The organism is Yersinia sp. IP36721 (assembly GCF_003634395.1).
GTDB lineage: Bacteria > Pseudomonadota > Gammaproteobacteria > Enterobacterales > Enterobacteriaceae > Yersinia > Yersinia entomophaga.
Genome location: NZ_QCZL01000002.1, coordinates 249874 through 275585, shown reverse-complemented (window position 1 = coordinate 275585; position 25712 = coordinate 249874). Strand labels below are relative to the sequence as shown.

The following is a 25712-nucleotide window of genomic DNA, read 5'->3' as shown; positions in this document are numbered from 1 at the left end:
ACCGCCTCAGGCCGCTGAGATAGGGGAGCAAAATGATATACTGGAATAAATAACGCGATATTGAGCGCAGTAATGGATATCAAACAACTGATCTATTTGTGCAATCTGGAACAGGCTCGTCATTTTGGGCGGGCAGCCGAGGCCAGTTTTGTCAGTCAGCCGACTTTGTCGATGCGCCTGAAAAATCTGGAACGAGAATTGGGTGTTTCGCTGATCAATCGGGGCAATAATTTCGAAGGTTTTACTCCAGAAGGGGAACGCGTGCTGGCCTGGGCGCGGGAGATTGTTTCGGTTTATCAAGGGTTGAAGCTGGAAGTTGAGTCTCTCAAACACGGTTTGAACGGGACTCTGCGGATTGGCGTGGTGCCGCAGTGCAGCATTTCCCTGTCAGATTTGCTTAAAAGGGTCAGCGAGCGCTATCCGCAGTTGGATTATCGGGTTTCGGTACTGAGTGCCGATCAGCTATTGGAGGCGTTAACCGGTCACTCAGTGGATGTGGGAATAGGTTTTTTCGAGCTTTCCACGCTGAATGAGCTGCATTTTCAGTCTCAGCCTTTGGAAGACAGCGGTGTAGATTTGATTTTTCACCCTCAGCACTTCCCTGATTTGGTGGATGAAACTCCGTTGTCACTGGCTCAGGTCGCGGAATTACCACTGTGTCTAGCGGAGCCGACGCGTTATTTCCGTCGTTATCTGGATAACAGCTTTCGCGACGCGGGTTTCTCTCTGCATGCGCGCTTGGAAACTACCTCAATATTTCAGTTATTACAGGGGATCTTCGTCGGTTTAGGCTGCGGATTGTTTCCACGTGGAAGCTTGTTGGAGGATATGTCACCGGCGCTGATGCGACGGCCGGTGAATATTGTCAGTATGAGTCGCCGTGCGGCCGTGGTGGTTGCCGAGCCGGGGCGCGTGACGCCGTTGGCTCAGCATTTCTTTGACGCCGCCAGAGAGTGGTTGGCACCGGTTTAATCGGTCCAGGCCTGCTGCAATGCGCTGCGAGGCGACCCCAATGTTTGTACTAATCGATTGGTCCAGCCTGCTAGCGCTACGCTGAATAAGGTGTCCATCAGTTGCAGCGGTGAAAAACCGCGCTCTTGCAACGGAGCCAGTATCGGCGGACCAAACCTTTCCGGCGCGCGGGTGAGTTCCGCCGCTAGATGAATCACCGAGCTTTCCACTGATTCCGTCGAACTTTGGCTCAAATTCTGGCTAATGCCTGACTGTAATTTATTGATGAGAGTAATGTCTGGTTTTAATTGCAAGTAGCGCTGACGATGGTGAACCAGGCAACAGGCGCTGCCGTTGATTCGCGCACTGACCAGAGCCGCCAATTCCAGTAACGCCGGCTGCGGGTGATGGTCGGGATCCGGTATGCGCAAAAGAATATCAGCGTAAACCTGCTGGCTATGAGGATGCTTGTTTAACACATCGGTTAAGGTCAGGTTTTGTTCCTGTTCCTGCGATTCCGTTTCTAAAGACAGATCCGGCAGCCAGGCCTGCCAGCCCGTCACTTCATCACTAAAATTCGCGCTTTCCGCATCTTCCATTCGAGGAAAACCGGGCAACAGCACCGTGGGATAACCCGCTAACGCAGAAACTGCCGCGACGGCTCGCGCCTGATAGCCGACGAAGCCAATAATTTGCGAGAAGAGAATAATATCCAGTGATGTTAGCCCAGAATCGCTGAGCTGCTGCAATGCGCGGCGGTTTATCAGCGTCGGCTGACTGGCTAACTGCCGGGCGTACTGGGTGAGTAGCGTGAGGCGAATATTGCTTTCTCGCGAAGCGTCATCGCTGGATAACGGCATCAGACGTTCGGCATAGTGATTACACAAACGTTGAACACCGGTGACCTGAGCCACGATTAAGGCGCTGCTTAAACGATCGTAGAGAGACAGAGTCAGCTCGGTAGAGAGGGAAACCTGGGGTGGGAACAGCGTTTGATACATGCGGTGCGAGGCTCGTAGCGTTTCGTCGCGCTGCTGTAACAAATCCTGTAAGTCCGGATTGACCTGCGCTTCTAATCCCAATAAGAAAGGGCTTTTATCAGAAAAAGCATTAGCCAGATTCTCACTATTGCTTAAGGCCGAGAAATCATCGTGTCCGTAATGGCCGCTGGTACAAACGCCCTCCCGTAATGCGTCGTCTGTTACGCTACGTTGAGTCTCGTGATACCAGTGGGCATTATCCTGACGTCGAAACTGCACCATGAAGATCTCCTTGTTTTACTGATAAAAACGGCAGCAACAGCAGGGGCTGTAGCCGAATCAATTGAGCAAACACAGAAGAACAACAAATGAACGTTGCCAGCTAAGCCGTTGCCGGATAAATAGCAGAAGACCGGAGTTGGCATCGACATCGGTAAGATATCCTGTGGTTCGATGAGGTAAACGCAGTGGATATCATTGCCGATCGGATTAGTGAGATAAAATAATGTTAAACCATATTCCATAACCAAAAGTAATAACATATGGATTGATATAACAAAAATGGCCATAACTTTGCCAAAAAACGATTAATTGATGGAATTAATCTGAGCAAAGAACTCATCGAAGCCAAAAAAAATCCGCTGCGATGAGGCAGCGGATTCGGATAACCTTGAGCGAATAAATCCGCTGCGGGTTATTTCAATTCCAGTTCGTTCATCGCAGCGATGCTGAAACCGCCGTCAACGTGCAGGATTTCACCGGAAACGCCAGCCGCCAGATCGGAACACAGGAAAGCGGCGGAGTTACCCACGTCTTCGGTGGTTACGGTGCGACGGATGGGGGTTACGGCTTCGCAGTGAGCCAGCATTTTACGGAAATCTTTGATACCAGATGCCGCCAGAGTACGGATTGGGCCAGCAGAGATACCGTTAACGCGAACGCCTTCAGGACCCATAGCGTTAGCCATGTAGCGCACGTTCGCTTCCAGAGAGGCTTTCGCCAGACCCATAACGTTGTAGTTAGGGATCGCACGCTCAGCGCCCAGATAAGACAGGGTCAACAGCGCGGAATTCGGGTTCAGCATAGAACGGCAAGCCTTGGCCATCGCCACGAAGCTGTAAGAGCTGATGTCATGAGCAATACCGAAACCTTCACGGGTCACGGCGTTAACATAGTCGCCATCTAACTGGTCTGCTGGAGCAAAACCGATAGAGTGAACGAAACCATCAAACTTAGGCCAGGCTTTTCCCAGTTCAGCAAACATGGCGTCGATGCTGGCATCTTCAGCTACATCACAAGGCAGGATCAGGGTAGAACCCAGCTCTGCCGCAAAGCCTTCAACGCGGGATTTAAGTTTCTCGTTCTGATAGGTGAAAGCCAGTTCAGCGCCTTCGCGGTGCATTGCTTGTGCAATACCGTAGGCAATAGACAGTTTGCTGGCGACGCCAGTAATCAGAATGCGTTTGCCGGTTAGAAAACCCATAGCAGTAATCCTTGTGGTCATTGTTGCGTGCTGACGCGAGTGGTGACGAATATTAAAACAATTTGTTGAAACATCGACTTAACCAGCGCGTTTTGCGTTAATAAACCGAGCGATTCTATCACGCCCGGACTGAATATGGTGCTTTTCCACTGCTCCGAGCAGTGGGGACGCCTAAAAGCGCCCGCCGTCACGTCGCCAGGCATCGGCGGTGAGCGCCTCGCCAAAGTGGCTGGCAATCAGGCGCTTGGTCAAATCGTGTAGCGGGGCGGCTAGCACTTCGGCGGTGCTGCCACGTTCAACGATTTCGCCTTCATGCATCACAATCACCTGATCGCTGATGTGCTTCATCATGCCCAAATGCTGCGTCACGTAGATATACGCTATGCCATGTTTGTCCTGCAATTCCAGCATCAGGTTGATAATTTGTGAGCGCATGGACATATCCAGCGACGCCAAGGCTTCGTCCGCCACTATCACTTTCGGCTGTAAAATCAGGGCACGAGCCAGAGCGATACGCTGTTTCTGCCCGGAGGCCAACATATGCGGGTAATAGTTAGCGTGATCTGGCAACAAACCGACCTGCCGCAACGTTTGATAAATACGCTGTTCACGGGCGTTGGCGTCCAGATCAGTATTCAGTTTCAGCGGTGCATCCAGCAACTGGCCGATCCGCTGACGGGGATTCAGCGAGGTACTGGGATCCTGAAAAATCATGCGAATTCGTTGGCTACGATAAGCGTAATCACCGTAGCTTAATCGATGATCGTCGATGAGCAGCTCGCCTTCGGTTGGTTCAATCATACCGGACAGCATTTTCGCCAGCGTAGATTTACCGGAGCCGTTCTCACCGATGACCGCCAGCGTCTGGCCTTCCCGCAGGGTAAAACTGACGGATTTCACCGCTTCAACGTGTTGACGACGAAACAGGCCGGTGCGATAGCGGAAGGTTTTGCTCAGATTGCGCACTTCAAGCAAGGTTTCGGTCATCACGGTTCCTCCAGATTCAGTGGGAAGTGGCAGGCATAGGCGTGAGTTTTTGCCATCCGCAGACGCGGGGTTTCAATACAGGTTTTTTGCGCGTAAGGGCAACGCGGCCCCAAACGGCAGCCGATAGGCAGATGTTCCAGCGAGGGAATCGCGCCGGGCAAGGTATTCAAACGGCTTTTATGGGGCAAAGAGCGGCCAAAATCCGGCATGGCGCGGATCAGCGCCTGAGTATAAGGATGGTGCGGGGCGGCCAGTAATTCTTCGCAGACTGCACTTTCCACCGTTTGCCCACAGTAAAGTACGTTTACCCGGTTTGCCCATTTACTCATCATTTGTAAATCATGACTGATCAGCAAAATGGTCGTGTTGTTATTCTGATTCAATCGTGCCAGCAATCGGAAAATCTGCGCCTGCGTAGTGGGTTCCATGGCGTTGGTCGGCTCATCGGCAATCAATAACCGTGGCTGATTGGCCAGCGCAATAGAAATCATCACTTTTTGGCATTCCCCTTCGGTTAATTCGTAGGGATAACTGCGCATAATGTCTTTGTGATCTTTAATTCCGACGCGGTGTAACAGCTCGATAGCCCGGCGTTTACGCCAATGAAATCGTTGCCACCAGCGCCCTTTATAGGTCCAACCCGGAATGGCCTGAATGAGCTGCTTACCGATATTTTCCGAAGGATCCAGGCAGGACTGTGGTTCTTGAAAAATCATCGAAATATTATGGCCGATCACCTTACGCCGTTGGCGTGGGCTGAGCTGGAGCAAGTCGATATCATCAAAGCGGAAGCGGTCGGCGGTGATTCGCCAATTATCTTTGCTCACGCCGCAAATTGCTTTGGCAATCAAGCTTTTTCCCGATCCTGATTCGCCGACTAAGCCGCGAACTTCGCCTTCTGTCAAGGTCATGCTGACGCGATCGACGGCTTTTACCGGCCCTTCGGCGGTCATAAATTCAATAGTGAGATTGCGGATATCCAGTAACGGCATTATTCCACTCCCTCGATAATCGCCCGGCGCATACCGTCACCTAACAGGTTAACCAATAGCACACTCACCAAAATCGCCGCGCCCGGTAACATCACGGTCCAAGGTGCAACGTAGACCAAATCCAGCGAATCCCCCAGCATGGCGCCCCATTCTGGCGAAGGTAACTGCGCGCCGAGATCCAAAAAGCCCAGAGCGGCAATATCCAGAATCGCCATCGAGAGGGCGCGGGTAAACTCGGTCACCAGCACGGCGGCAATATTGGGGAAAATGGCATACAGCAAAATATAAGGCGTTGAAGCGCCGTCCAGCCGCGCCGCAACCACGTATTCTTTATCCAGCTCATCATGAACTGCGCTGTAAATCGTTCTAACCATTCTCGGCAGCAATGCTAACCAGACCGCAAACATGGCGTGTTGCAGGCTTGGGCCAACGAAGGCCACCACAATGATCGCCAGCAGTAGAGACGGAATAGAAAGCAGGGTATCTAATATATGATTCAAAATCGCGGAGCGAAAACCGTGAGTGACGCCCGCCAGCACGCCTAACACCACGCCGCACAGGGCGGCGGCAACGGTCACTAGCAGCGCTGAACCATAGGTGGAGGCTGCGCCGGTCAATAAACGGCTAAGAATATCGCGGCCGAGATCGTCGGTGCCGAGGAAGAAGGAAACATTCCCGTAGCGAGACCAGGACGGCGGTAGCAATTGATAGCCGAGAAATTGCTGATCCAAAGCATAGGGTGCCAGCATATTGCCAAACAGGCACAGCAAAATCAGGGCAATAACCCCATAAAATCCGGTCATTGCCAAAGTGTCGGCGTAGAAAATGCGCCAGGTATACAGCAGCGGGCTAGGCATTTTCTTTTCGCGGTAGACATTATCGAAGGGCATACCATTCCTTATGCTTTAACGGGCTCATCATCGCCCCCAAAATATCCGACAACACGTTAATCACGATCACCAACGTTCCCACCACCATTACGCCAGCAGAAATCGCCGCATAATCTTGCTGACGGATGGCGTTAATCAACCAGCGTCCCAGCCCCGGCCAGCTGAATACCACTTCGGTAATCATAGCCAGCGTCAACATGGTGGAGAACTGCAAGCCCAATTTGGGAATAATCGGCGGCAGGGCGTTGTGCAGCACATGACGACGAATAATGGTCAGCCGCGACAGCCCGCGGGTCGCAGCGGCTTTGATATAATTTTGCCCTATCACATCATCGGTACTGATGCGCATCAAACGAATGACTTCCGTGGTTGGCGCCACGGCCAGCGCGGTTATCGGCAGGATCATATGCTGCAAGGCGCTATATATCATTTCCTTGCGATAAGGGGAATTGGATAGCCAGGCATCTACCAGTGCCAGCCCAGTCACGGGTTTGACCTGATATAACAGATCGAAACGCCCGGAGACCGGCAGCCAGCCCAGATGCAGAGAGAAAAAAAGCATCAGCAGCAGCGCCAGCCAGAATACGGGGATGGAAAAACCGATCAGTGCCAGAGAACTGATAGCGACATCCGGCCATTTTCCTCGCATTACACCGGCAATAATACCCAAAGGAATACCGATGAATAGCGCGAGGCTGAATGCTAATACGCAGAGTTCCATCGTGGCGGGAAAAGCTTCCCGCAGCTGTTCGCTAATCGGCTGGCCGTTAATGCTGGAAACGCCAAAATCCCATTGCATCAGGCTATGCAAATAAAAACGGTAGGCATCGAACAGGGAAGCGCCGCTCAATGGGCCGTGGGGCGTAAAATAGCTCAGACTAAAACTCACCAGCGACAGCATGATTAGCGTGATAACTAATAACAACAGGCGACGTAAGGTAAAGATAATCATGGTTTTTTACCCTCGTCACTTTCGCGGAACACCCCGGCAAAGGACGCATTGCCAAAGGGACTGAGCACCAGACCTTTGATGTCGTAACGATACGCCTGTAGCCGCAAGGAGGAAGCCAGAGGCAGCAGTGGCAACTGTTGCTCCAAAATGCGCTGCGCCTGTTGGTAATAGTCAATGCGTTCCGATATCTGCTGCGATCGCAGAGCTTTTTGCAGTAATTCATCGAAAGCTGGGTCACACCAGTGAGCATAGTTGGTTTGCGAGCGTATTGCAGCGCAGCTTAATAACGGGCGGAAGAAACTGTCGGGATCATTACTGTCCGTTGACCACCCGGTGAGCGTGAGGTCATGGTTCATTTCCATCAACCGCGCTTCCTGAAAACGTCCCTCCACCGGCACGATATTCACAGTAATGCCAACCTGCGCCAAATCCGCCTGTATCAGTTCGGCGGTTTTTAACGGGCTGGGATTATAAGACTGCGAAGCAGTTGGCACCCACAGATTCAGCTGTAACTGTTTGATCCCCAACTCTTTCAGTATTTCTCTGGCTTTGCCGGGATTGTATTCGGTTACCTGCGCGTGGTTATCGTAAGCCCAGGAGGCGCGCGGCAGAATCGATGCGGCGGTTTCTGCGGTGCCGTAATAAATCGACTGCATCAGCCGTTGATTATTAATCGACAAAGCGACGGCCTGACGAACGCGTTCATCGTTCAACGGCGGTTTACGGGTATTAAATGCCAAATAGGCGATATTCATGCCCGGTCGCAGTGTCAGGCGTAAACGCGGGTCATCTCGCAAAATGGACAACTGACTGGCCGCCGGATAGGCCAGTACGTCACATTCGCCGGTCAGTAATTTAGACAAGCGACCGGTGCCACCAGCGCCCAGATCGATAATGACCTGCGGCATACGCGGCAAGCCCTTCCAATAATTACTGTTTCGAGAAAGCCGAATATATTGACCAGAACGATACTCATTGAGCATAAATGGTCCGGTACCTAAGGGTTCGCGGTCAATCTGCTCTTTTTTGCCTTTGGCAGCCAGCATATCGCCGTATTCAGCGGAAAGCACCGGCGCGTAATGGGTGGCTAAATGCCACAGGAAAGAGGCATCTGGCGCTTTTAGGCGGAATTCTACCGTGTAATCATCCAGTTTTTTCACGCTCTGTACTGCGTCGGCAAATTGCAGGCTATCAAAGTAGGGATAATCCCCGCCGTTAACGTTGTGGTACGGATGGTTTTGGTCAAATACCCGTTGGAAGCTAAAGACAACGTCGTCGGCGTTCATCATGCGCGTCGGCTTAAACCACTCGGTGGTTTGGAAAGGCACATCTTTACGCAAATGGAAACGGTAAGTAGCACCGTTGTCCAGTACTTGCCAGCTATCAGCAAGCTCCGGCACCAAACGATAGGTATAAGGGTCAACGTCTAGCAGGCGATCGTAAAGCTGTGCCGCTAACGTATCTATGGTTAAGCCACCGCTGGCCATCTGTGGGTTGAAAGTATTCAACACGCCACTGACGCAATAGACGAAACCCCGCTGGCGGATATCCGGCGGCGGTTGAATCGCTTGGGGGGCTGGCTGAGTTTGTGCCAGCGCTGGTGTCGCTAGACAGCCAAGCGACAGCAGCCAAATGAGTAAACCACGCATAAAACGCTTCAACTGTAAGTAAGCAATAGACTTAGTGTACCGTAAACTGGTTATCCCCCCAATCCATTGAGCAAAACAACTCACTGATCTCAGGGATATTGCTGTAATTATGCGCAAAAGCGCCGAAAGAGAGCAAAAAAACGCAACTTCGATATGTTATACTATAACAATTGCATGTTACCTTTATTTGATATTAATAAAGCACACATAGAGGACGACATGAAAATAGCTGCGAATCAATCGCTAACGGCGTTACCAGATGTACAATCTTCATACATTGATTTTGGCAATATGGAGCTGGATTGGGTCGGCATGGAAGGCATTGCGTTACCGTTAGACATCGTTGGCAGGCCGCTATCTGCAAAAGTGAATGCCGGGATTGGTGTCAAAGCTAAAGGGCAGAGCAAGGGAATTCATATGTCCCGTATATACTTGGCATTAGATGAATTGACTCAAGGGGAATTAACGCCCCAGCGCATTCACACCACGTTAGCCGCATTTTTAGCTTCTCAACCCGATCTAGCCGCCAGCGCTAGCTTGCATATTGCCAGCGATATTTTTATCTCGCGACCGGCGATGTTATCCCCGCAAAGAGGCTGGAAGGCCTACCCACTGACGATTGACGCCCAGCTCGAACAACAGCTTCAGCTCCGGCTATCTCTGTCCGTACCTTATTCTTCCACTTGTCCCAGCTCGGTAGCGTTGAGTATTCAGTCTGCTCAGCAGCAGTTTCAACTGGATTTTGAACAGCAGGAAAATCTGACCCAGCAACAGGTGCTGGATTGGCTTGGAACGCAGGGAATGCCAGCAACGCCGCACAGTCAACGCAGCTGGGCAAGAGTGACGGTGTCACTTAAATCCACTGAGATGAATTTTCCGGTACTGGAATTAATTAACCAAATTGAAAATACGCTGGGAACACCGGTACAAACTTTAGTGAAACGTCAGGATGAGCAGGCGTTTGCATTGGCTAATGGACAAAATCTGATGTTCTGCGAGGACGCGGCGCGCCGTTTGTACGCCATGTTGCGTAAGCAATGCCGCTATTCGGCATTTTCAGTTAGGGTGGAGCATCAGGAAAGCCTGCATGCCCACAACGCCGTCGCCGTTATCAGTAGCGAGGGTATTAATCATGCGGCGTAAAAATCCTTTCGGCCAGTGACCTCAGATCAGATCGGTGCGCATTCTAACATTCAGGATGGCATGGTGATTCATTCTAGACGTGGGGCCGCAGTGACCAGAGGCGGCTACAGCTCGATCGCAAATCGTGCCATCGTTCGCGGCTCTTGTGTTTATACCGATTGGGGGGAAATAACAGCAATTATAACCCCATTACTCATTGTGTCATTCTAGCTTTACGTTGCGCGATAATTGAGCAATTGCTGCTTTTACCGTCCTTTCCTATAGTTTTTGGTTCTCACAATACTAGTGGGCACTCTCATCGTATCAAGGTGAATAATTCTGAACGCATCACTATAGGAATTAATGATGAATCAGCAAACCGTCCCATCCTGGATGGCGAAATGGTTGGACACACATTTCGCTCATTCTCCACTTACACCTCCCGCTCACCCTATGGTTGATGCCGTTATTGAGGGTATTGACGGACGCAAGATAGTGATTGGCGAACGTGAACTGATTGATTTTGCCTCCTGTAACTATCTGGGTTTGGATCTAAATCCGCAGGTTCAGGCGTCAATATTACCTCTGGTGCGTCAATGGGGTACTCATCCGAGCTGGTCGAGAATGCTTGGTACACCCACGCCTTATAGGGATATAGAGCGCGAGTTAGCGGCCTTGACCCAAGCGCCGGATATATTGGCCTTTCCGACTATCACTCATATCCATCTTTCAGTGATTCCTTTCCTCAGCGGTACTGGCGCAATTTATCTGGACAGTCGGGCCCATAAAACCATTTACGACGGTTGTAAAGTGGCGCAGGGGCAAGGTGCTACGCTGATTCGCTTTAAACATAACGATGCCGATGAATTAGAACGATTATTAGCTAGTAGCCCCGTGCCGCCGCGCTTAATTTGCATGGACGGGGTGAATAGCATGACCGGCAATCTGCCGGATTTAGCGCGTTTTGCCGAGATAGCCCGGCGCTGGAACGTCATCCTTTATGTGGATGACGCCCACGGTTTTGGTTTGATAGGTGAAAATCCCGATGGAGAAATGCCGTGGGGGTATAAAGGGAACGGTATCGTTCGCCACTGTGGGTTGAGCTACGACAATATTCTGCTGGTGGCGGGTTTATCCAAATCCTATTCATCATTGTTGGCTTTTATGGCGCTGCCGACGGTATTGAAGGAAATGATTAAAGTTGCCGCGTCGCCTTATCTGTATTCGGGGCCATCCCCGGTAGCTTCGCTGGCCACAACACTGAGTGGTTTAGCGGTTAACGCCCAAAAAGGAGAGGAATTACGTCGCGATCTGCATCAAATGTGTCGACAATTGCTCAAAGGGTTAGCCGATCTTGATATTTTTACATTGAATAATTCTGAATTACCTATCATGGAAATACCGCTGAAAGATCCACGGCAAATTATGGCGTTAGGCAGTTATCTGTTTGAGCGCGGAGTTTATGTCACGCTGGCGCTATATCCGCTGGTACCCAAAAAAGAAGTCGGTTTCCGCGTGCAGCTCACCGCGGCCAATAATCCCGATCAGGTACAGCATTTACTGGCAGTGCTGGCAGAATCCGCAAATCGCTTCGAGTTTTATTCCTGCTCGGACGCTGTGAAACAGGAGGCCGGTTAAATATGAACTCACTCAATAAATTGCGGGCGAAGTATGCGGGAAAAGACGCTTTTACCATTCATGATGAAAATTATCGTCAGGTGGCAGAAACCTTCTTCCCTGATGCTAAGGCGCAGGCTACATGGGCGTTTGACCATATTTCCACTTTTCTCGATTTACCGTTCCGTTCGCCGGATCAATGGCAGGGAACCGACGTTGGAATTTTGGGCGTTCCCATGGATCTCGGCGTGACGCATCGCGCTGGTGCGCGTTTTGGCCCTAAAGCGCTGCGCGTTGCGGAACGTATCGGGCCTTACGATCATGTGCTGAATCTTGCGCCAGCTCGGTTACTTAGCGCCGCCGATCTGGGCGACGTGGTGTTTAGCAACCGTTTTGACCTCACGCAAGCCCATTTGGATATACAAAATACGCTATCTCGCCTGAAAGCGTCAGGCATTTTGCCACTGTCAGTGGGAGGCGATCATTCCATGACGCTGCCAATTTTGCGGGCTTTGGGGGCAGAGCGGCCGGTTGGTGTGATTCATTTTGACGCTCATTGTGATACCGCCGGTCTTTTTTACGGCAATCAGCATCACGGTTCGCTGTTTCGTCAGGCGGTATTAGACGGTGTGATAGATCCTTGCCGCACGGTGCAAGTTGGAATTCGTGGCCCGGATGAGTATTTTTGGGAGTTCTCTCGCGATTCAGGCATGACAGTGATCCATGCGGAAGCCGTTTTTGAGCGTGGCGTTCACTCTATCGTTGAGCAAGTGAAAACCGTTGTAGGGACTGGGCCGGTTTATATTAGCGTAGATATTGATTCTCTCGATCCCAGTTTTGCTCCGGGCACCGGAACGCCGGAGGTCAATGGGTTACTGCCGCGAGAATTATTTGGCATGTTAAGAGGGTTGGCCGGCGTCAACATGGTTGGTGGAGATATCGTTGAGGTCGCGCCGCAGTATGATCCTACCAGTAATACGGCGAATCTTGGGGCGCAGATTCTATTCACGTTACTGTGTCTGGCTACGCTTAGGCAGAATAACGATCGATAAATTTGAGTGTTAATCCATTTCGGCCGTTACCTTGAAGCAGACAGGATTCCAGACAGAGAATAGGGGTATCGGATTAGGTTAAAACATAACGTGAAGAGGATAATTGAAGAGCCACAATATCGTTGTGGAAATGAGAAAAATTCTCAACAAAAGTATTTACAAGTGCTAGTGATAACCATTATCATTGTTTCGCACTTCAGGAAGAGGCCGCCAGTAGGGAGCTTCTGATAGAAAGGCACGACATTGCTCACATTGCTTCCAGTGTTTTTTAAGCCAGCTCGGGTGCTGGCTTTTTTTTTTTACTTGCGATTAACTTTTCAGCTTATTCGCATCTTTTATGCCTCGGATTTCCACGTCATTAGCCCTGTTTTATATCATTCTGCCTGATATAAATAAGCGAAAATAAATAAGCGAAAAATTATGGTCGCTAGCTAGTCATTCGCCGATTCTTCGTTATTCTCATCTGTGGCGGCTTGCAATATCGAGTGTTTTTTCAGCATTCCCCGTAACTGATGATAGGTCAGCCCTAATAAATCCGCCGCCTTCCTCTGATTGAAACGCGCCTGCTCCAGCGCTTGCATAATTAACTGTTTCTCGCCGTTTTGTAGCCAGGCTTTGAGGTCAACGGGGAGCGCGGGCAGGGAAGCCGTTTCCGTTGGAAGGTGGGGTTGGGTATTCTGATGGGCAGCAAACGGGTTGATAATTATAGTGTCTAGCAGATCCGGGCTATCGCCGTGGCGATAAACCGAGCGCTCCACCACATTTTTCAGCTCTCGCACGTTTCCCGGCCAATGATAACCCAGCAGCTGGCTTTTGGCCTGTAGAGTAAAACCGGGGAATAATTGCAGCCCAAGTTCGCGGCACATTTGGATAGCGAAATGCTCCGCCAGCAGCATGATATCTTGCTGTCTCTGGCGTAGCGGCGGCAGTTGCACCACGTCGAAAGCCAGACGATCCAGTAAATCCGCCCGAAACTTTCCTGCGGCGGCCAGAGCGGGTAAATTATCATTGGTGGCGCACACTAAACGCACGTCAACCTGTAACGGCTGGCTACCGCCGACTCTCTCCAAATGGCCATATTCAATGACTCGCAGCAGTTTTTCCTGTACCAGCATTGGGGCGGTAGCGAGTTCATCGAGAAACAGCGTTCCCCCATCGGCGCGTTCAAATCGACCTAAATGGCGCTTTTGCGCGCCGGTAAAGGCACCGGCTTCATGACCAAACAGCTCGGAATCCAGCAGATTTTCATTCAGCGCCGCACAGTTCAGCGAGATAAACGGCCCCTGCCAACGATTCGACAGATAATGCAAACGGTGAGCAATCAATTCCTTACCCGTTCCGCGTTCGCCAATCACCAGTACGGGTTTATTCAATTTGGCCAATCCCGAGACTTGCTCAAGCACCTCAACAAAGGAATTTGCTTCACCTAGCAGGTTTTCAAGTTGTTCGCTCATAGTGAGATTCGCTAATAGTTGGTTAAAGTAATCACTCTACCTTTTATGCTGAAATTAGCAATAAAGTTATTTTCCCTTTTAATTCATGATGATATTTGATTTTCTAAAGTTGGCATGACTTTTGATTATCCTATAGCCAGAGCTGTATCTGTACCGGTGAGACTTGCTCACTGAACAACCGGCGCATAGAGTCGCCCACATGATTAAAGAGGATGTGAACAATGGGTATTTTTTCTCGTTTTGCCGATATCGTGAATGCCAACATCAACACGTTGCTAGATAAAGCCGAAGATCCGCAAAAACTGGTTCGCCTGATGATTCAGGAAATGGAAGATACGCTGGTAGAAATTCGCTCTACCTCTGCTCGCGCGTTGGCGGAAAAGAAACAGCTAATGCGCCGGATTGATTTGGGTGAAAGCCAGCTGGTTGAATGGCAGGAAAAGGCCGAGTTGGCGCTGCGTAAAGATAAAGAAGACTTGGCTCGTGCCGCTTTGATTGAGAAACAGAAAGTGGCTTCCCTGATCGAAACCCTACAGCGTGAAGTGGCTACCGTAGACGAAACGCTGGATCGCATGAAACATGAGATTGGCGAGCTGGAAAGCAAACTGACCGAAACCCGCGCCAGACAGCAAGCGCTGACTTTACGTCATCAGGCTGCCTCTTCTTCTCGCGATGTTCGTCGCCAGTTGGATAGCGGTAAGCTGGATGAGGCAATGGCTCGTTTTGAGCAATTCGAACGCCGAATTGATCATATGGAAGCCGAAGCGGAAAGCGTCAGCATCGGTAAAAAGAAGTCACTGGAACAAGAGTTTGCAGAATTGAAAGCCGATGATGAAATCAGCAGTCAGTTAGCGGCGTTAAAAGCAAAAATGAATGCTCCAGAATAATAAAGAGTAATAAAAGTGGGCCGTTATCCCAAAAGGTTGCGGCCATATTATTACTCGAATCTTGCGGCTATGATGATTGCATTGCCGTTGATAAGAATAAATAAGGGGAAAGAATGAGTATTCTGTTTTTAGCTATTCCGCTAACCATTTTTGTGCTGTTTGTCGCACCGATCTGGCTCTGGCTACATTACAGCAATCGCCAACAAAGCGGCACCCAGCTTAGCCATCAGGAAATGCAGCGTTTAGCGCAGTTAGCTGATGATGCGCGCCGTATGCGCGAACGTATTCAGGCGCTGGAAGAAATTCTGGATGCAGAACATCCGAACTGGAGGCAATCATAATGACCGGTTTGTTTAGTGGAAAAAAACTGTACCGCGTGCCGGAAGAAGGCATGGTGAAAGGGGTGTGCGCCGGTTTAGCGCATTATCTGGATATTCCGGTCAAACTGGTACGTATTATTGCCGTGTTATCGATGTTTTTCGGCCTGTTTGTTTTCACCATCGTAGCCTACCTGGTGCTGACTTATATGTTGGACCCAGTACCGGCCAGCACTTTTATGGATGAGGACTATCAAACTCCTCGCCAACTGCTGGATAAACTGGATTACGAATTAAGCAGCGGAGAGCAACGTTTGCGGCAAGTAGAGCGTTACGTTACTTCGGAAACTTTTGGTGTTCGCAGCAGATTTCGTCAGCTATAACGAATCCGCAGCGCAATGAATCGGTAATTCATGCGGCCAGTGGGCTGATTTATGACTTTTACCGAGCTGAAATTCGAAAAATGACCTGCCGGAGGGCATAAATGATGAAGAATAACGTCGCCACTCAGCGGTCAGGTGTAGTATTGAAAACGCTGGTTAAAGTGATTATTACCGCAGCATTAAGCTACGGCCCGGCCGGTGCCACGGCCTGGATTTTACGCAGTGTGAGCCGTAAACCGCTGCGTTGGGCGCTGGCTGTGTCGTTGGAACCGTTATTGAGACGCGGTTTAGGTGCGGTATTTGGCCGATTTGCAAAGGAAAAGCATGAAACGACTGCAAAATGAGATCAGCTCTTTAGTTAACCGCGGGATGGACCGCCATTTGCGACTGGCGGTGACCGGCCTGAGTCGGAGCGGTAAAACTGCGTTTATCACCGCGTTAGTCAATCAATTATTACATGTACACAGCGGGGCGCGTTTACCGCTGTTTTCTGCCGTGCGCGAAGATCGCTTACTCGGCGTCAAGCGGGTGCCTCAGCGGGATTTGGGTATCCAGCGTTTTAGATATGACGAAGGTCTGGCCTCATTGTACGGTACGCCCCCGAGCTGGCCGACGCCGACTCGCGGCGTGAGTGAAATTCGTCTGGCTCTGAAATTTAGGTCGAATGACTCGGTTTTACGTCATTTCAAAGAGACATCGACCTTGTATCTGGAAATCGTCGATTACCCAGGTGAATGGCTGCTGGATTTGCCCATGTTGGAGCAGGATTACCTCGAATGGTCGCGGCAAATGGGCGGTTTGTTACAGGGTAACCGTGCCGAATGGGCTAAACCGTGGTTGGAATTGTGCAAACAGTGCGATCCTTTGGCTCCGGCGGACGAAAATTTACTTGCCGCGATTGCTCAGGCCTATACCGAGTACCTGATTCGCTGTAAGCAAGAAGGGCTGCACTTTATTCAGCCGGGGCGCTTTGTGCTCCCCGGTGATATGGCCGGCGCGCCTGCATTGCAGTTCTTCCCTTGGCCAGATATCACCGCGATTGATGAGTCTCGTTTAGCTCAGGCAGACAAACACAGCAATTTGGGTATGTTGCGCGCGCGGTTTAATTACTACTGCCAATCAATCGTAAAAGGTTTTTATAAAGAACACTTTATTCGGTTTGATCGACAGATCGTCCTGGTGGATTGCCTGCAACCCTTGAACAGCGGGCCGCAAGCCTTTAACGACATGCGTCTGGCATTAACCCAGCTTATGCAAAGCTTTCATTATGGAAAACGCACGCTATTTCGTCGTTTATTCTCCCCCTGTATTGATAAGCTGATGTTCGCTGCCACTAAAGCCGATCATGTAACTGCGGACCAACATGCCAATCTGGTGTCATTGCTCCAGCAATTAGTGCAGGAGGCCTGGCAAAATGCGGCGTTCGAAGGCATCAGCATGGATTGTGTCGGGCTGGCGTCGGTACAGGCCACGGAAAGCGGTATGGTCGATCATAATGGCCAGCGAATTCCGGCATTAAAAGGTCATCGTCTGGAAGACGGTGCGCCGCTGACGGTGTTCCCTGGCGATGTTCCGGCACGTTTGCCCGGCCCGGCATTTTGGCAGCAACAGGGCTTCCATTTTGATCAGTTCCGTCCACAACAAGTGCACGTGGATAGCCCATTGCCGCATATCCGACTGGATGCGGTGATGGAGTTTTTATTGGGAGATAAACTGCGATGAATGAACCATTGAAACCACGGATAGATTTTCAACAGCCATTGCAGCCGATCGAAGAGCCAAAGTTAAAAACGGGGCAGACCTTTAGTGGCTCCGCGGCCGAGAATTTTTTGCCGGTTGATCCGGTTCTGGACGCGGACGAAGCGGAAGGGCGTGCGGAAGGTCTGGTAAGCGCGGCGCTTAAACCAAAACGCAGTCTATGGCGAAAAATGGTGACGGCAGGTCTGATGCTGTTTGGCGTGAGCGTCGTGGCGCAGGCGGTGCAGTGGGTTAATCAGGCGTGGCAGCAGCAGGACTGGATAGCCTTGGGCACCACGGTAGCCGGCGGACTGATCGTTTTTGCCGGGATTGGTTCGGTTGTTACCGAATGGCGGCGGTTATATCGGCTGCGCCAGCGCGCGGAAGAACGTGACGTGGCGCGGGAGTTACTGGTAAGCCACGGTTTGGGCCGTGGGCGCCAATTCTGCGAGAAACTGGCGCGTCAGGCGGGTTTGGATCAGGGACATCCGGCGTTACAGCGCTGGCAAGCCTCGCTGCATGAAACGCATAACGATCGGGAAGTGGTTGAACTCTATGCCAAATTAGTACAACCGACGTTGGATAATCAGGCTCGATCTGAAATAAGCCGCTATGCGGCAGAATCGGCGCTGATGATCGCCGTCAGCCCTCTGGCGCTGGTGGATATGGCTTTTATCGCTTGGCGAAACATTCGATTAATCAATCGTATTGCCGCGTTGTATGGAATTGAACTTGGCTATTTCAGTCGTTTACGCCTGTTCCGTTTGGTTTTACTGAATATTGCCTTTGCCGGTGCGTCGGAATTAGTGCGGGAAGTCGGTATGGACTGGCTATCGCAGGATCTGGCCGCGCGTTTATCCGCTCGGGCGGCGCAGGGAATCGGTGCGGGTTTACTCACCGCGCGTTTGGGGATCAAAGCGATGGAGTTATGTCGCCCGCTGCCCTGGATGGATGATGATAAGCCAAAACTGGGGGATTTCCGTCGTCAATTGATTACGCAGCTGAAGAATACGCTGCCTAAGAAAGACAAACAGCGCTAAGGCCATTTATTTCGGGCTATTTGAGGCGCGGGTCGAAACTGAAGTCGAGTGGGGTGACGCTGGTGAGACAAGGGGGGAAATCACGATGTTTGGGATTAACCAGCACATTTCTCTCCAGCGGCACCAATGTAGATGGAACCAGTAATCCCACGGAGGAAACTGAGCTTAACCATTCCGTGCCGATATCCATCGTCGCCACCGGAGCCGGATCGTCTCGCCATCCTCGAGGCCAATCTTCCTGTTGCAAGGCCATAATAGCGTTATCCGGAATCGCGATTTGAAACAGATTAAAATCGTTCAGAGTGGCGCTATCTTCAACATGAACCAGTGTTTCCAACATTGCTAGAGAAATACTGCTGGCCAGATAAATCGCGCTGTGGCCTTTATGATTCCAGCGACCACCGTAGGTTTCCGCTCCATAACCCGACCAGGCCGTAGCGGCAAAACGATTATGGACAATCCGGTATAGCATCAAAACTGTAGCTCCATTACGTAAAGACGCCATGTTCCAATCGACCAATCAGGTCACATATTTCCAACGCTCCGGTTTCGGTTTCCAGCAGGGAATCGGGAGTGCGATTGCCCAAACCTCTCACAGGCGTTGACATCCATGCCGTGGCCTTGGGGCGATCTCCGCCGAACAAATCTACCGCCGCGTCCATAACTCGGACAAAACGAGCAATACGTTCACTTTCTTCTGGAGTAAATCGTCCATCATTAGTGCGACGGCGTGTCAGGCTGCGGCTGGGAATACCGGTGGCACGCAAGATTTCGGCCTTTGGCATCGCTGCCCACAGATGGATCGTATCAATAACGTCGACGGAAAAACCGAGCTTAATACTGTCTACCAACGCGGTGCCGCGGCTGGCGGGCAGCCCGATTTCACGCCATAACGCGCTGACTCTAGTGGTCGGGCTTGGGTGGTAACTTCTCATGCAACCTCCTCGGTCAACTGGCTACCTTTACTATAGCCAGTTGGCGTATTGATTGCAAAGTGTCACCTGTGCTTGACAGGACGGCCGCTTCTACGAATATATTATATTCATCTGCATAATTGATTTTGAAGATAATATCACCCTGAGATTCTTCAACAACGACGGGGATAATGCCTTCATATCGCTATAAAAAAGACCAAATGAAGACAAATGAAACGAAAAAGAGGATTCCTGTCAACTTTTGCTGACAGATCTCTTCATCAGGGCGAAGGGACAGGGTATTATCAAACTTAGTCATCCCGTACCGCAAAGATAAGGTCAATACTGATGCGCTTGGAAGTGTTTTGCGAAGACCGGATAGGTCTCACCAGAGAGTTACTCGATCTCCTGGTTTTACGCAGCATTGATTTACGGGGGATCGAAATTGATCCTATCGGCCGTATTTATCTGAATTTCTCCAAACTGGATTTTGCCGTGTTTCAGGCGCTGATGGCGGAAATTCGGCGTATCGACGGGGTTACCGACGTGCGCACCGTTCCTTTCATGCCTTCTGAGCGTGAGCACCGCGCGCTGCGCGCCTTGCTGGAATCCATGCCGGAGCCTGTTTTTTCCATCGATCTTAAAGGCAACGTTGAACTGGCTAACCCGGCGGCTCGCGAGCTATTTTCTTTTAACGAAGAGAAAATTCGTCATAAGACTATGGGTACGCTGCTGGGGGGATTTAATTTTTCCCACTGGTTTGAGCGGGAAGAAACCACGCCTCATACCGAACGAATACTGATTCACAGTCAGGATTACCTGATGGAAGTGACACCTATTCATTTGGTGGATGAAAATCAGCATAACCAAACGGTAGGTGCGGTGGTGATGCTGAAATCGACCGCGCGTATGGGGCAGCAATTGCAAACCCTGTCGGTTAACGATGACAGCGAATTCAGACAAATTGTCGCCGTGAGCAGCAAAATGCGTCAGGTTTTAGACCAGGCGCGCAAATTGGCGATGTTGGATGCGCCGCTGTTGCTAATTGGTGATACCGGTACCGGTAAAGATCTGCTGGCCAGAGCTTGCCACTTGCGCAGTCCTCGCGGCAAAAAACCTTTCCTCGGTCTGAATTGTGCATCGATGCCTGACGACGTGGTAGAAAGCGAGCTATTTGGCTATGCGCCGGGCGCCTATCCCAATGCGGTGGAAGGTAAAAAAGGATTCTTTGAACAGGCTAACGGTGGCTCGGTTCTGTTGGATGAAATCGGTGAAATGTCGCCGCGAATGCAGATCAAACTGCTGCGTTTCCTCAACGACGGCACTTTCCGTCGGGTAGGAGAAGAGCATGAAGTCCACGTGGATGTTAGGGTTATCTGCGCGACGCAGAAGAATTTGGTGGAATTGGTTCAGCGCGGTGAATTCCGCGAAGATCTCTATTATCGCCTAAACGTGCTGACCATCACACTGCCTCCATTACGCGAGCGCCCAACGGATATTATGCCGCTGGTGGAACTCTTTGTCGCCCGTTTCTCTGATGAGCAAGGCGTACCACGGCCGAAGTTGTCACCGGAACTTAACGGATTCCTCACGCGCTACGGCTGGCCGGGTAACGTTCGTCAGCTTAAGAATGCCATTTATCGGGCTTTAACTCAGCTAGATGGCGTAGAACTGCGCCCACAGGACATTATTCTGCCGGAATTTGAAGTGGAGATGTCGTTGGGGGATGAGGTGCTGGACGGTTCGCTGGACGATATTAGTAAGCGTTTCGAACGTTCGGTATTAACCCGCCTTTATCGTAATTATCCGAGTACGCGTAAATTGGCGAAACGCTTAGGCGTTTCCCATACGGCGATAGCCAATAAGCTGCGGGAATATGGATTGAGCGGCAGCCGTCGCCCGGCCGTGGATGAAAACGAAGAGAGCCAAGAATAAGAACCAAGAATAGAGGGTATTTCAGCGCGGCTAATGCGGCATCGTAATCAGGCTCACTAGTGATTTCATTCACCAATTCGCTGTAAATTACGTTGTCATTGCCATCCAGCACCACAACGGCACGGGCGGTCAGTTCGGCTAATGGACCTTCGGCAATTTCAACGCCATAGGCTTGTTTGAATTCAGCGCCACGCAGGGTGGACAGAGTCACTACGTTACTCAGGCCTTCAGCACCGCAGAAGCGTGATTGGGCAAATGGAAGGTCAGCGGAGATACAAAGAACAACGGTATTCTCAAGCTCGCCAGCCAACTGATTGAATTTACGCACGGAAGCGGCGCAAACACCGGTATCAATGCTGGGGAAGATGTTCAGAACTTTGCGTTTACCGGCAAAATCGCTCAGAGAAACGGCAGAAAGATCTTTAGCGACCAAAGTGAAGTCTTTGGCTTTCTCGCCGGCTTGCGGAAGTTTACCCGCTACGGCAACAGGATTGCCTTGAAAATGTACGGTCTGTGTCATTTAAGATTCCTTTACAGATATGTAACACGGATTTCAGTTTAAGGTAACAATAGGCAATTGCATATAAGAAATTCTCTAAACAATTGTATATATTGATGAGTTAGCCTGCTATTCCTTAGGTTCAGCGATCACATAGCTTGGGAGCCATTATGAGAACGATGCGTTTTTACCCAGAATCCTGGCCGTTACACACCGCGTTCGTTATTTCGCGTGGAAGCCGTACTGAAGCCAAGGTTGTGGTGGTCGAAATAGAGCAAAATGGCATTCGAGGCGTAGGTGAATGTACTCCCTACCCACGTTATGGGGAAAGTGAATCTTCCGTGATGGCGCAGTTGGCATTGGTTGCCGATGCGATCGAATACGGCATTTCCCGCGATGCGTTACAGCAATTATTGCCGGCGGGTGCGGCGCGTAACGCCGTTGATTCGGCTTTATGGCAACTGGAATGCGGGCTGACTCGAAAAAACTTGTGGCAATTGAGTCACACCCAGGCTCCCGATGCTATCTCAATGGCGCAAACCGTCAGTATCGGTACGCCGGAGTCCATGGCTTACAACGCGCGTTTGCTGTCACAGCAGGGCGCAAAGCTGTTAAAAATCAAACTGGACGATCATCTGATTGCGGAGCGGTTAGTGGCCATTCGTGCCGCAGTGCCGGAGGCTATATTAATTGTTGATGCCAATGAATCCTGGCAACCAGAAGGCTTGGCCGCGCGTTGTCAATTATTGGCAGACCTCGGTGTTGCCATGCTGGAACAGCCATTACCTGCGGATAAAGACGAGACTTTGCAGCATTTTATTCATCCGCTGCCTATTTGCGCCGATGAAAGCTGTCATACGCGTGAAGATTTGCAGGGATTGGTTGGACGCTATGAAATGGTCAATATCAAACTGGATAAAAGCGGTGGTTTAACCGAGGCTTTACTGCTGGCCGAGCAGGCAAAAGCCCTGGGTTTTGAAATGATGCTGGGCTGTATGCTATGCACCTCGCGGGCTATTCGCGCCGCGTTACCTTTGGCACCCGTAGCTCGGTTTATCGATTTAGATGGCCCAACCTGGTTGGCCAGCGACGTCGCGGAAGGATTGAATTTCTCCTGTGGCGCGATTAATCAGTTGGCCAGTTAATCCCAAGGCTAGGGTCTGGTGAGAAGGGCAATCATCGCTGCCAGATAGCTCTCGCTGGCGGCGTCGGCTGAAATCGGGGGAAACTCAGCGGTGATACAAGGCAGGGAAATATCTGCACACCAACTGCCGAATGACCCTGGCGTGGCATAACCCACGTTGGTTAAGAGTGGCAGATCAAATTGTTCTGACAACCAATGACCTAGCGGTGAACTATCAGGATCTTCAATGCAGGCCAAAGGCTCGTGGAAGGAAACGACCCACGCTGGAGCCAGTTCTCCAATAATCTGACATAGCGCTTTGGTTTCCAATTCTGAACCCGCCTCGCTTCCTGTTGATAATAAAACGTCCCGTTCGGTGGCCGCACTGTTCCAGCGGTAAACCGTCTCGCCGGATTGCCAGTTTTTAGCTGGAAAATTCCGGTTGAGATCGACCCCGTTGGCGTTGGCGCGTAAACCGAGCTGACAGCCGTCTGGATTGACCGCCAGAATCACATGGTGGCGCAGTTGTTCGGTAGAAATGCTGCGTAACGCGCAGGATAGCGTAATGACCGCGGCCGTTTCGTCACCGTGGGTACCGGCGATAATCAGCCCGGTATCTGCCGCCGGCGTTTGAGCGGGGAAGTAAAGCAGCGGGGCACCTAAAAACGAACTGCCGTAGAGCTTTCCTAGTGGTGGTAAATGGCCGCGAAGTGGGCGGGGACGAAGCTGTGTCATGGGGTTCTCTTTAGATGTCTTGGTTCGGCAGTCATGAAATTATCACTTAACTTCTTCCGATACAAACGCCGCCGTATTCGGTGATTATTTGGCATAAACCGCACTATTAGCTATTGATATCTAATAAGTAATAGATTTGAAAATAATGATAGGTTAGATTTATTAGTTGAGTACCCGGCCTGGCAGCATCAAGAATTTTCGCTGACGGGAGAATGACAAGTCAGAGCCAGTGGAATGTGGCTCATTTATGGCATGGATTAACAACGATAAGGTCATCAATTATGCAATATTTTCGTTATGCATTATGTGCCGCTGTGGTCGGGGCATCCCTCGGCTCGGCCTATGCCGCTGAGGTGCCGCCGGGTACACAATTAGCTGATAAACAAGAGATTGTTCGCCATATTAAGGATGAGCCTGCTTCTTTGGATCCGATAAAAGCGGTTGGTTTGCCGGAAGCGCAGGTCGCGCGAGATTTGTTTGAAGGGCTGGTGAATCAGGATGCCAACGGCAAAGTTATTCCGGGCGTAGCGGAGAAATGGCAAACTTCAGATAATCAAATCTGGCTATTTACGCTGCGTAAAGACGCGCGCTGGTCCAATGGCGATCCGGTGACTGCTAATGATTTTGTGTATAGCTGGCAGCGTTTGGTCGATCCCAAAAATCTGTCGCCTTTTGCCTGGTTTGCGCAATTAGCTGGTTTAAATAACGCGGAACAGATTATTGCCGGTAAATTACCGGCGGATCAATTGGGCGTTAGCGCAGTGGATAATTACACGCTTAAAGTTCAACTGAGTAAGCCGGTGCCTTATTTTGTAAGCCTGATGGCAAATTTCAGTATGTTCCCAGTTCATAAAGCAACGGTTGAGAAATATGGCAATAACTGGACTAAAGTGGGTAATTTGGTCGGTAACGGTGCTTTTAAATTACAAGACCGCGTGGTAAATGAAAAACTGGTGCTGGTACCCAATGAAAATTATTGGGATCACGCCCATACGGTGCTGACCAAAGTGACGTTTATTCCGATTAATCAGGAATCCAACGCGACTAAACGTTATCAGGCCGGTGATATCGATATCACTGAGTCCTTCCCGAAAAACATGTACCAGAAGCTGTTAAAAGATATTCCTGGGCAGGTTTATACTCCGGATCAGCTCGGGACGTATTATTACGCGTTTAATACTCAGCGGGCGCCAACCAACGATGTTCGTGTGCGTAAAGCGCTGTCTTACGCGATCGATCGTAAAATTATTGCGGAAAAAGTATTAGGTACCGGAGAGAAGCCAGCTTATCACTTTACCCCAGACGTGACGGCTGGATATAAGCCGACGGATAATTTCTTACAGCAGCACAGTCAGGCTGAATTAGATGCGCAGGCGAAAGCGTTGATGAATGCGGCGGGCTATGGCCCGAATAATCCGTTAAAACTTTCGCTGTTGTATAACACTTCGGAAAACCACCAAAAACTGGCGATTGCGGTCGCCTCAATGTGGAAGAAAAAACTGGGCGTGGATGTCAAGCTGGTTAACCAGGAATGGAAAACTTATATAGATAGCCGCAATACCGGCAATTTTGACGTGGTGCGTGCATCCTGGGTTGGGGATTATAATGAGCCGTCAACCTTCCTGTCGTTATTAACATCCAGTCACAGCGGGAATATAGCCAAATTCAATAATGCGGATTACGATAAACTGATGGCGGATACCAGCAAACAAACTAATGCCAAAGCGCTGAATGCTGATTATAACAAAGCCGAGCAGATTCTCGCCGAGCAGGCGCCGATTGCACCTATTTATCAATATACCAATGGCCGCTTAATTAAGCCTTGGGTAAAAGGTTATCCGATTACCAATCCGGAAGATGTAGCCTACAGTCAAACGATGTACATCATTAAACATTGATCTGCGTTTTGCAGTGAATATCCATCGTTAGTTTATTCAGTATCATAAAATCCCTGTAATCTGGTTACGGGGATTTTTTATCCTAACAACTCCGCCAAACCGATTCATTCCCCTC

The 25712-nt window shown here is 50.4% G+C and carries 24 protein-coding genes and 2 pseudogenes; 14 read left to right on the top strand and 12 right to left on the bottom strand.

Annotated elements, in window-relative coordinates:
• Positions 1 to 72 precede the first annotated feature (72 nt).
• Complete coding sequence (locus tag DBA33_RS03305; protein ID WP_064513917.1) at positions 73 to 972, top strand: LysR family transcriptional regulator; 900 nt, start codon at positions 73 to 75, stop codon at positions 970 to 972.
• Here DBA33_RS03305 and DBA33_RS03300 read toward each other — a convergent pair.
• The 7 genes from DBA33_RS03300 to sapA all read right to left on the bottom strand — a co-directional run bounded on the left by DBA33_RS03300 (position 969) and on the right by sapA (position 8884).
• On the bottom strand, positions 969 to 2213 hold the full coding sequence (locus DBA33_RS03300) for a CMD domain-containing protein (protein WP_120805541.1): 1245 nt from the start codon (positions 2211 to 2213) through the stop codon (positions 969 to 971). The two genes, DBA33_RS03305 and DBA33_RS03300, sit on opposite strands and share 4 nt — an antisense overlap.
• Before the next feature lie 412 nt (positions 2214 to 2625).
• Positions 2626 to 3414: an enoyl-ACP reductase FabI gene (gene fabI / locus DBA33_RS03295; RefSeq protein ID WP_064513913.1), complete on the bottom strand. Its 789-nt coding sequence runs from the start codon at positions 3412 to 3414 to the stop codon at positions 2626 to 2628.
• A 171-nt stretch (positions 3415 to 3585) separates the two neighbouring features.
• Positions 3586 to 4401: a putrescine export ABC transporter ATP-binding protein SapF gene (sapF, locus tag DBA33_RS03290; RefSeq protein ID WP_049600232.1), complete on the bottom strand. Its 816-nt coding sequence runs from the start codon at positions 4399 to 4401 to the stop codon at positions 3586 to 3588.
• Positions 4401 to 5393, bottom strand: coding sequence for a putrescine export ABC transporter ATP-binding protein SapD (gene sapD / locus DBA33_RS03285; protein ID WP_049600234.1), 993 nt, complete (start codon positions 5391 to 5393; stop codon positions 4401 to 4403). The genes sapF and sapD overlap by 1 nt, the downstream gene beginning before the upstream one ends.
• Positions 5393 to 6283, bottom strand: coding sequence for a putrescine export ABC transporter permease SapC (gene sapC / locus DBA33_RS03280; protein WP_064513909.1), 891 nt, complete (start codon positions 6281 to 6283; stop codon positions 5393 to 5395). The genes sapD and sapC overlap by 1 nt, the downstream gene beginning before the upstream one ends.
• Positions 6270 to 7235, bottom strand: a complete 966-nt coding sequence (gene sapB / locus DBA33_RS03275; protein WP_064513907.1) for a putrescine export ABC transporter permease SapB — start codon at positions 7233 to 7235, stop codon at positions 6270 to 6272. The genes sapC and sapB overlap by 14 nt, the downstream gene beginning before the upstream one ends.
• Positions 7232 to 8884 (bottom strand): ABC transporter substrate-binding protein SapA, encoded by a 1653-nt coding sequence (gene sapA, locus DBA33_RS03270; protein ID WP_064513906.1) that lies wholly within the window; start codon positions 8882 to 8884, stop codon positions 7232 to 7234. The genes sapB and sapA overlap by 4 nt, the downstream gene beginning before the upstream one ends.
• A gap of 219 nt (positions 8885 to 9103) precedes the next feature.
• Between sapA and folE2 the strand changes: the two genes are divergently transcribed.
• The 4 genes and pseudogenes from folE2 (at position 9104) to DBA33_RS03250 (ending at position 12675) form a co-directional block, all read left to right on the top strand.
• Positions 9104 to 10027 (top strand): GTP cyclohydrolase FolE2, encoded by a 924-nt coding sequence (gene folE2, locus DBA33_RS03265; protein ID WP_120805539.1) that lies wholly within the window; start codon positions 9104 to 9106, stop codon positions 10025 to 10027.
• 30 nt (positions 10028 to 10057) lie between these two features.
• A pseudogene (locus tag DBA33_RS21230) lies at positions 10058 to 10174 on the top strand (carbonate dehydratase); the annotation flags it as partial.
• A gap of 195 nt (positions 10175 to 10369) precedes the next feature.
• The gene (locus tag DBA33_RS03255) at positions 10370 to 11644 is read left to right on the top strand and encodes an aminotransferase class I/II-fold pyridoxal phosphate-dependent enzyme (protein ID WP_084414294.1); all 1275 of its coding nucleotides are present in this window, start codon (positions 10370 to 10372) and stop codon (positions 11642 to 11644) included.
• Between the two features lie 2 nt (positions 11645 to 11646).
• A complete protein-coding gene (locus tag DBA33_RS03250; protein ID WP_064513900.1) occupies positions 11647 to 12675 on the top strand; it encodes an agmatinase in 1029 nt (342 codons plus the stop codon).
• 431 nt (positions 12676 to 13106) lie between these two features.
• On the opposite strand, the gene pspF is transcribed toward DBA33_RS03250, so the two are convergent.
• Positions 13107 to 14129, bottom strand: coding sequence for a phage shock protein operon transcriptional activator (gene pspF / locus DBA33_RS03240; protein ID WP_064513899.1), 1023 nt, complete (start codon positions 14127 to 14129; stop codon positions 13107 to 13109).
• 221 nt (positions 14130 to 14350) lie between these two features.
• Here pspF and pspA point away from each other — a divergent pair, with 221 nt between their 5' ends.
• From pspA to DBA33_RS03210, 6 genes are all read left to right on the top strand, one after another.
• Entirely contained in the window at positions 14351 to 15016 is a 666-nt protein-coding gene (gene pspA / locus DBA33_RS03235; protein ID WP_064513897.1) for a phage shock protein PspA, read from the top strand.
• 113 nt (positions 15017 to 15129) lie between these two features.
• Entirely contained in the window at positions 15130 to 15357 is a 228-nt protein-coding gene (gene pspB, locus DBA33_RS03230) for an envelope stress response membrane protein PspB (protein WP_049600249.1), read from the top strand.
• Complete coding sequence (gene pspC, locus DBA33_RS03225; RefSeq protein ID WP_162975155.1) at positions 15357 to 15716, top strand: envelope stress response membrane protein PspC; 360 nt, start codon at positions 15357 to 15359, stop codon at positions 15714 to 15716. Before pspB ends, pspC begins: the two co-directional genes overlap by 1 nt.
• 101 nt (positions 15717 to 15817) lie before the next feature.
• Positions 15818 to 16060, top strand: a complete 243-nt coding sequence (pspD, locus tag DBA33_RS03220; RefSeq protein WP_205582767.1) for a phage shock protein PspD — start codon at positions 15818 to 15820, stop codon at positions 16058 to 16060.
• Positions 16041 to 17438, top strand: a complete 1398-nt coding sequence (locus DBA33_RS03215) for a YcjX family protein (protein ID WP_120805537.1) — start codon at positions 16041 to 16043, stop codon at positions 17436 to 17438. The genes pspD and DBA33_RS03215 overlap by 20 nt, the downstream gene beginning before the upstream one ends.
• Complete coding sequence (locus tag DBA33_RS03210; protein WP_064513891.1) at positions 17435 to 18493, top strand: YcjF family protein; 1059 nt, start codon at positions 17435 to 17437, stop codon at positions 18491 to 18493. The genes DBA33_RS03215 and DBA33_RS03210 overlap by 4 nt, the downstream gene beginning before the upstream one ends.
• 16 nt (positions 18494 to 18509) lie before the next feature.
• On the opposite strand, the gene DBA33_RS03205 is transcribed toward DBA33_RS03210, so the two are convergent.
• Both DBA33_RS03205 and DBA33_RS03200 read right to left on the bottom strand, forming a co-directional pair.
• Positions 18510 to 18968, bottom strand: a complete 459-nt coding sequence (locus tag DBA33_RS03205) for an RES family NAD+ phosphorylase (protein WP_064518274.1) — start codon at positions 18966 to 18968, stop codon at positions 18510 to 18512.
• Between the two features lie 13 nt (positions 18969 to 18981).
• Entirely contained in the window at positions 18982 to 19428 is a 447-nt protein-coding gene (locus DBA33_RS03200) for a DUF2384 domain-containing protein (protein WP_064513889.1), read from the bottom strand.
• A 327-nt stretch (positions 19429 to 19755) separates the two neighbouring features.
• On the opposite strand from DBA33_RS03200, the gene tyrR reads away from it, so the two are divergent.
• Positions 19756 to 21342 carry a transcriptional regulator TyrR gene (gene tyrR / locus DBA33_RS03195; RefSeq protein ID WP_064513887.1) on the top strand — a complete coding sequence of 529 codons (1587 nt, stop codon included), beginning with the start codon at positions 19756 to 19758 and terminating at the stop codon, positions 21340 to 21342.
• A gap of 19 nt (positions 21343 to 21361) precedes the next feature.
• On the opposite strand, the pseudogene tpx reads toward tyrR, so the two are convergent.
• Positions 21362 to 21862 (bottom strand): annotated as a pseudogene (gene tpx, locus DBA33_RS03190) (thiol peroxidase); the annotation flags it as partial.
• A gap of 149 nt (positions 21863 to 22011) precedes the next feature.
• Between tpx and ycjG the strand changes: the two are divergent.
• A complete protein-coding gene (ycjG, locus tag DBA33_RS03185; RefSeq protein WP_120805535.1) occupies positions 22012 to 22986 on the top strand; it encodes an L-Ala-D/L-Glu epimerase in 975 nt (324 codons plus the stop codon).
• Positions 22987 to 22994: 8 nt separating this feature from the next.
• On the opposite strand, the gene mpaA is transcribed toward ycjG, so the two are convergent.
• The gene (mpaA, locus tag DBA33_RS03180) at positions 22995 to 23699 is read right to left on the bottom strand and encodes a murein tripeptide amidase MpaA (protein WP_064513880.1); all 705 of its coding nucleotides are present in this window, start codon (positions 23697 to 23699) and stop codon (positions 22995 to 22997) included.
• Positions 23700 to 23980: 281 nt separating this feature from the next.
• Between mpaA and DBA33_RS03175 the strand changes: the two genes are divergently transcribed.
• Complete coding sequence (locus DBA33_RS03175) at positions 23981 to 25597, top strand: ABC transporter substrate-binding protein (protein WP_064513878.1); 1617 nt, start codon at positions 23981 to 23983, stop codon at positions 25595 to 25597.
• Positions 25598 to 25712: the final 115 nt, after the last annotated feature.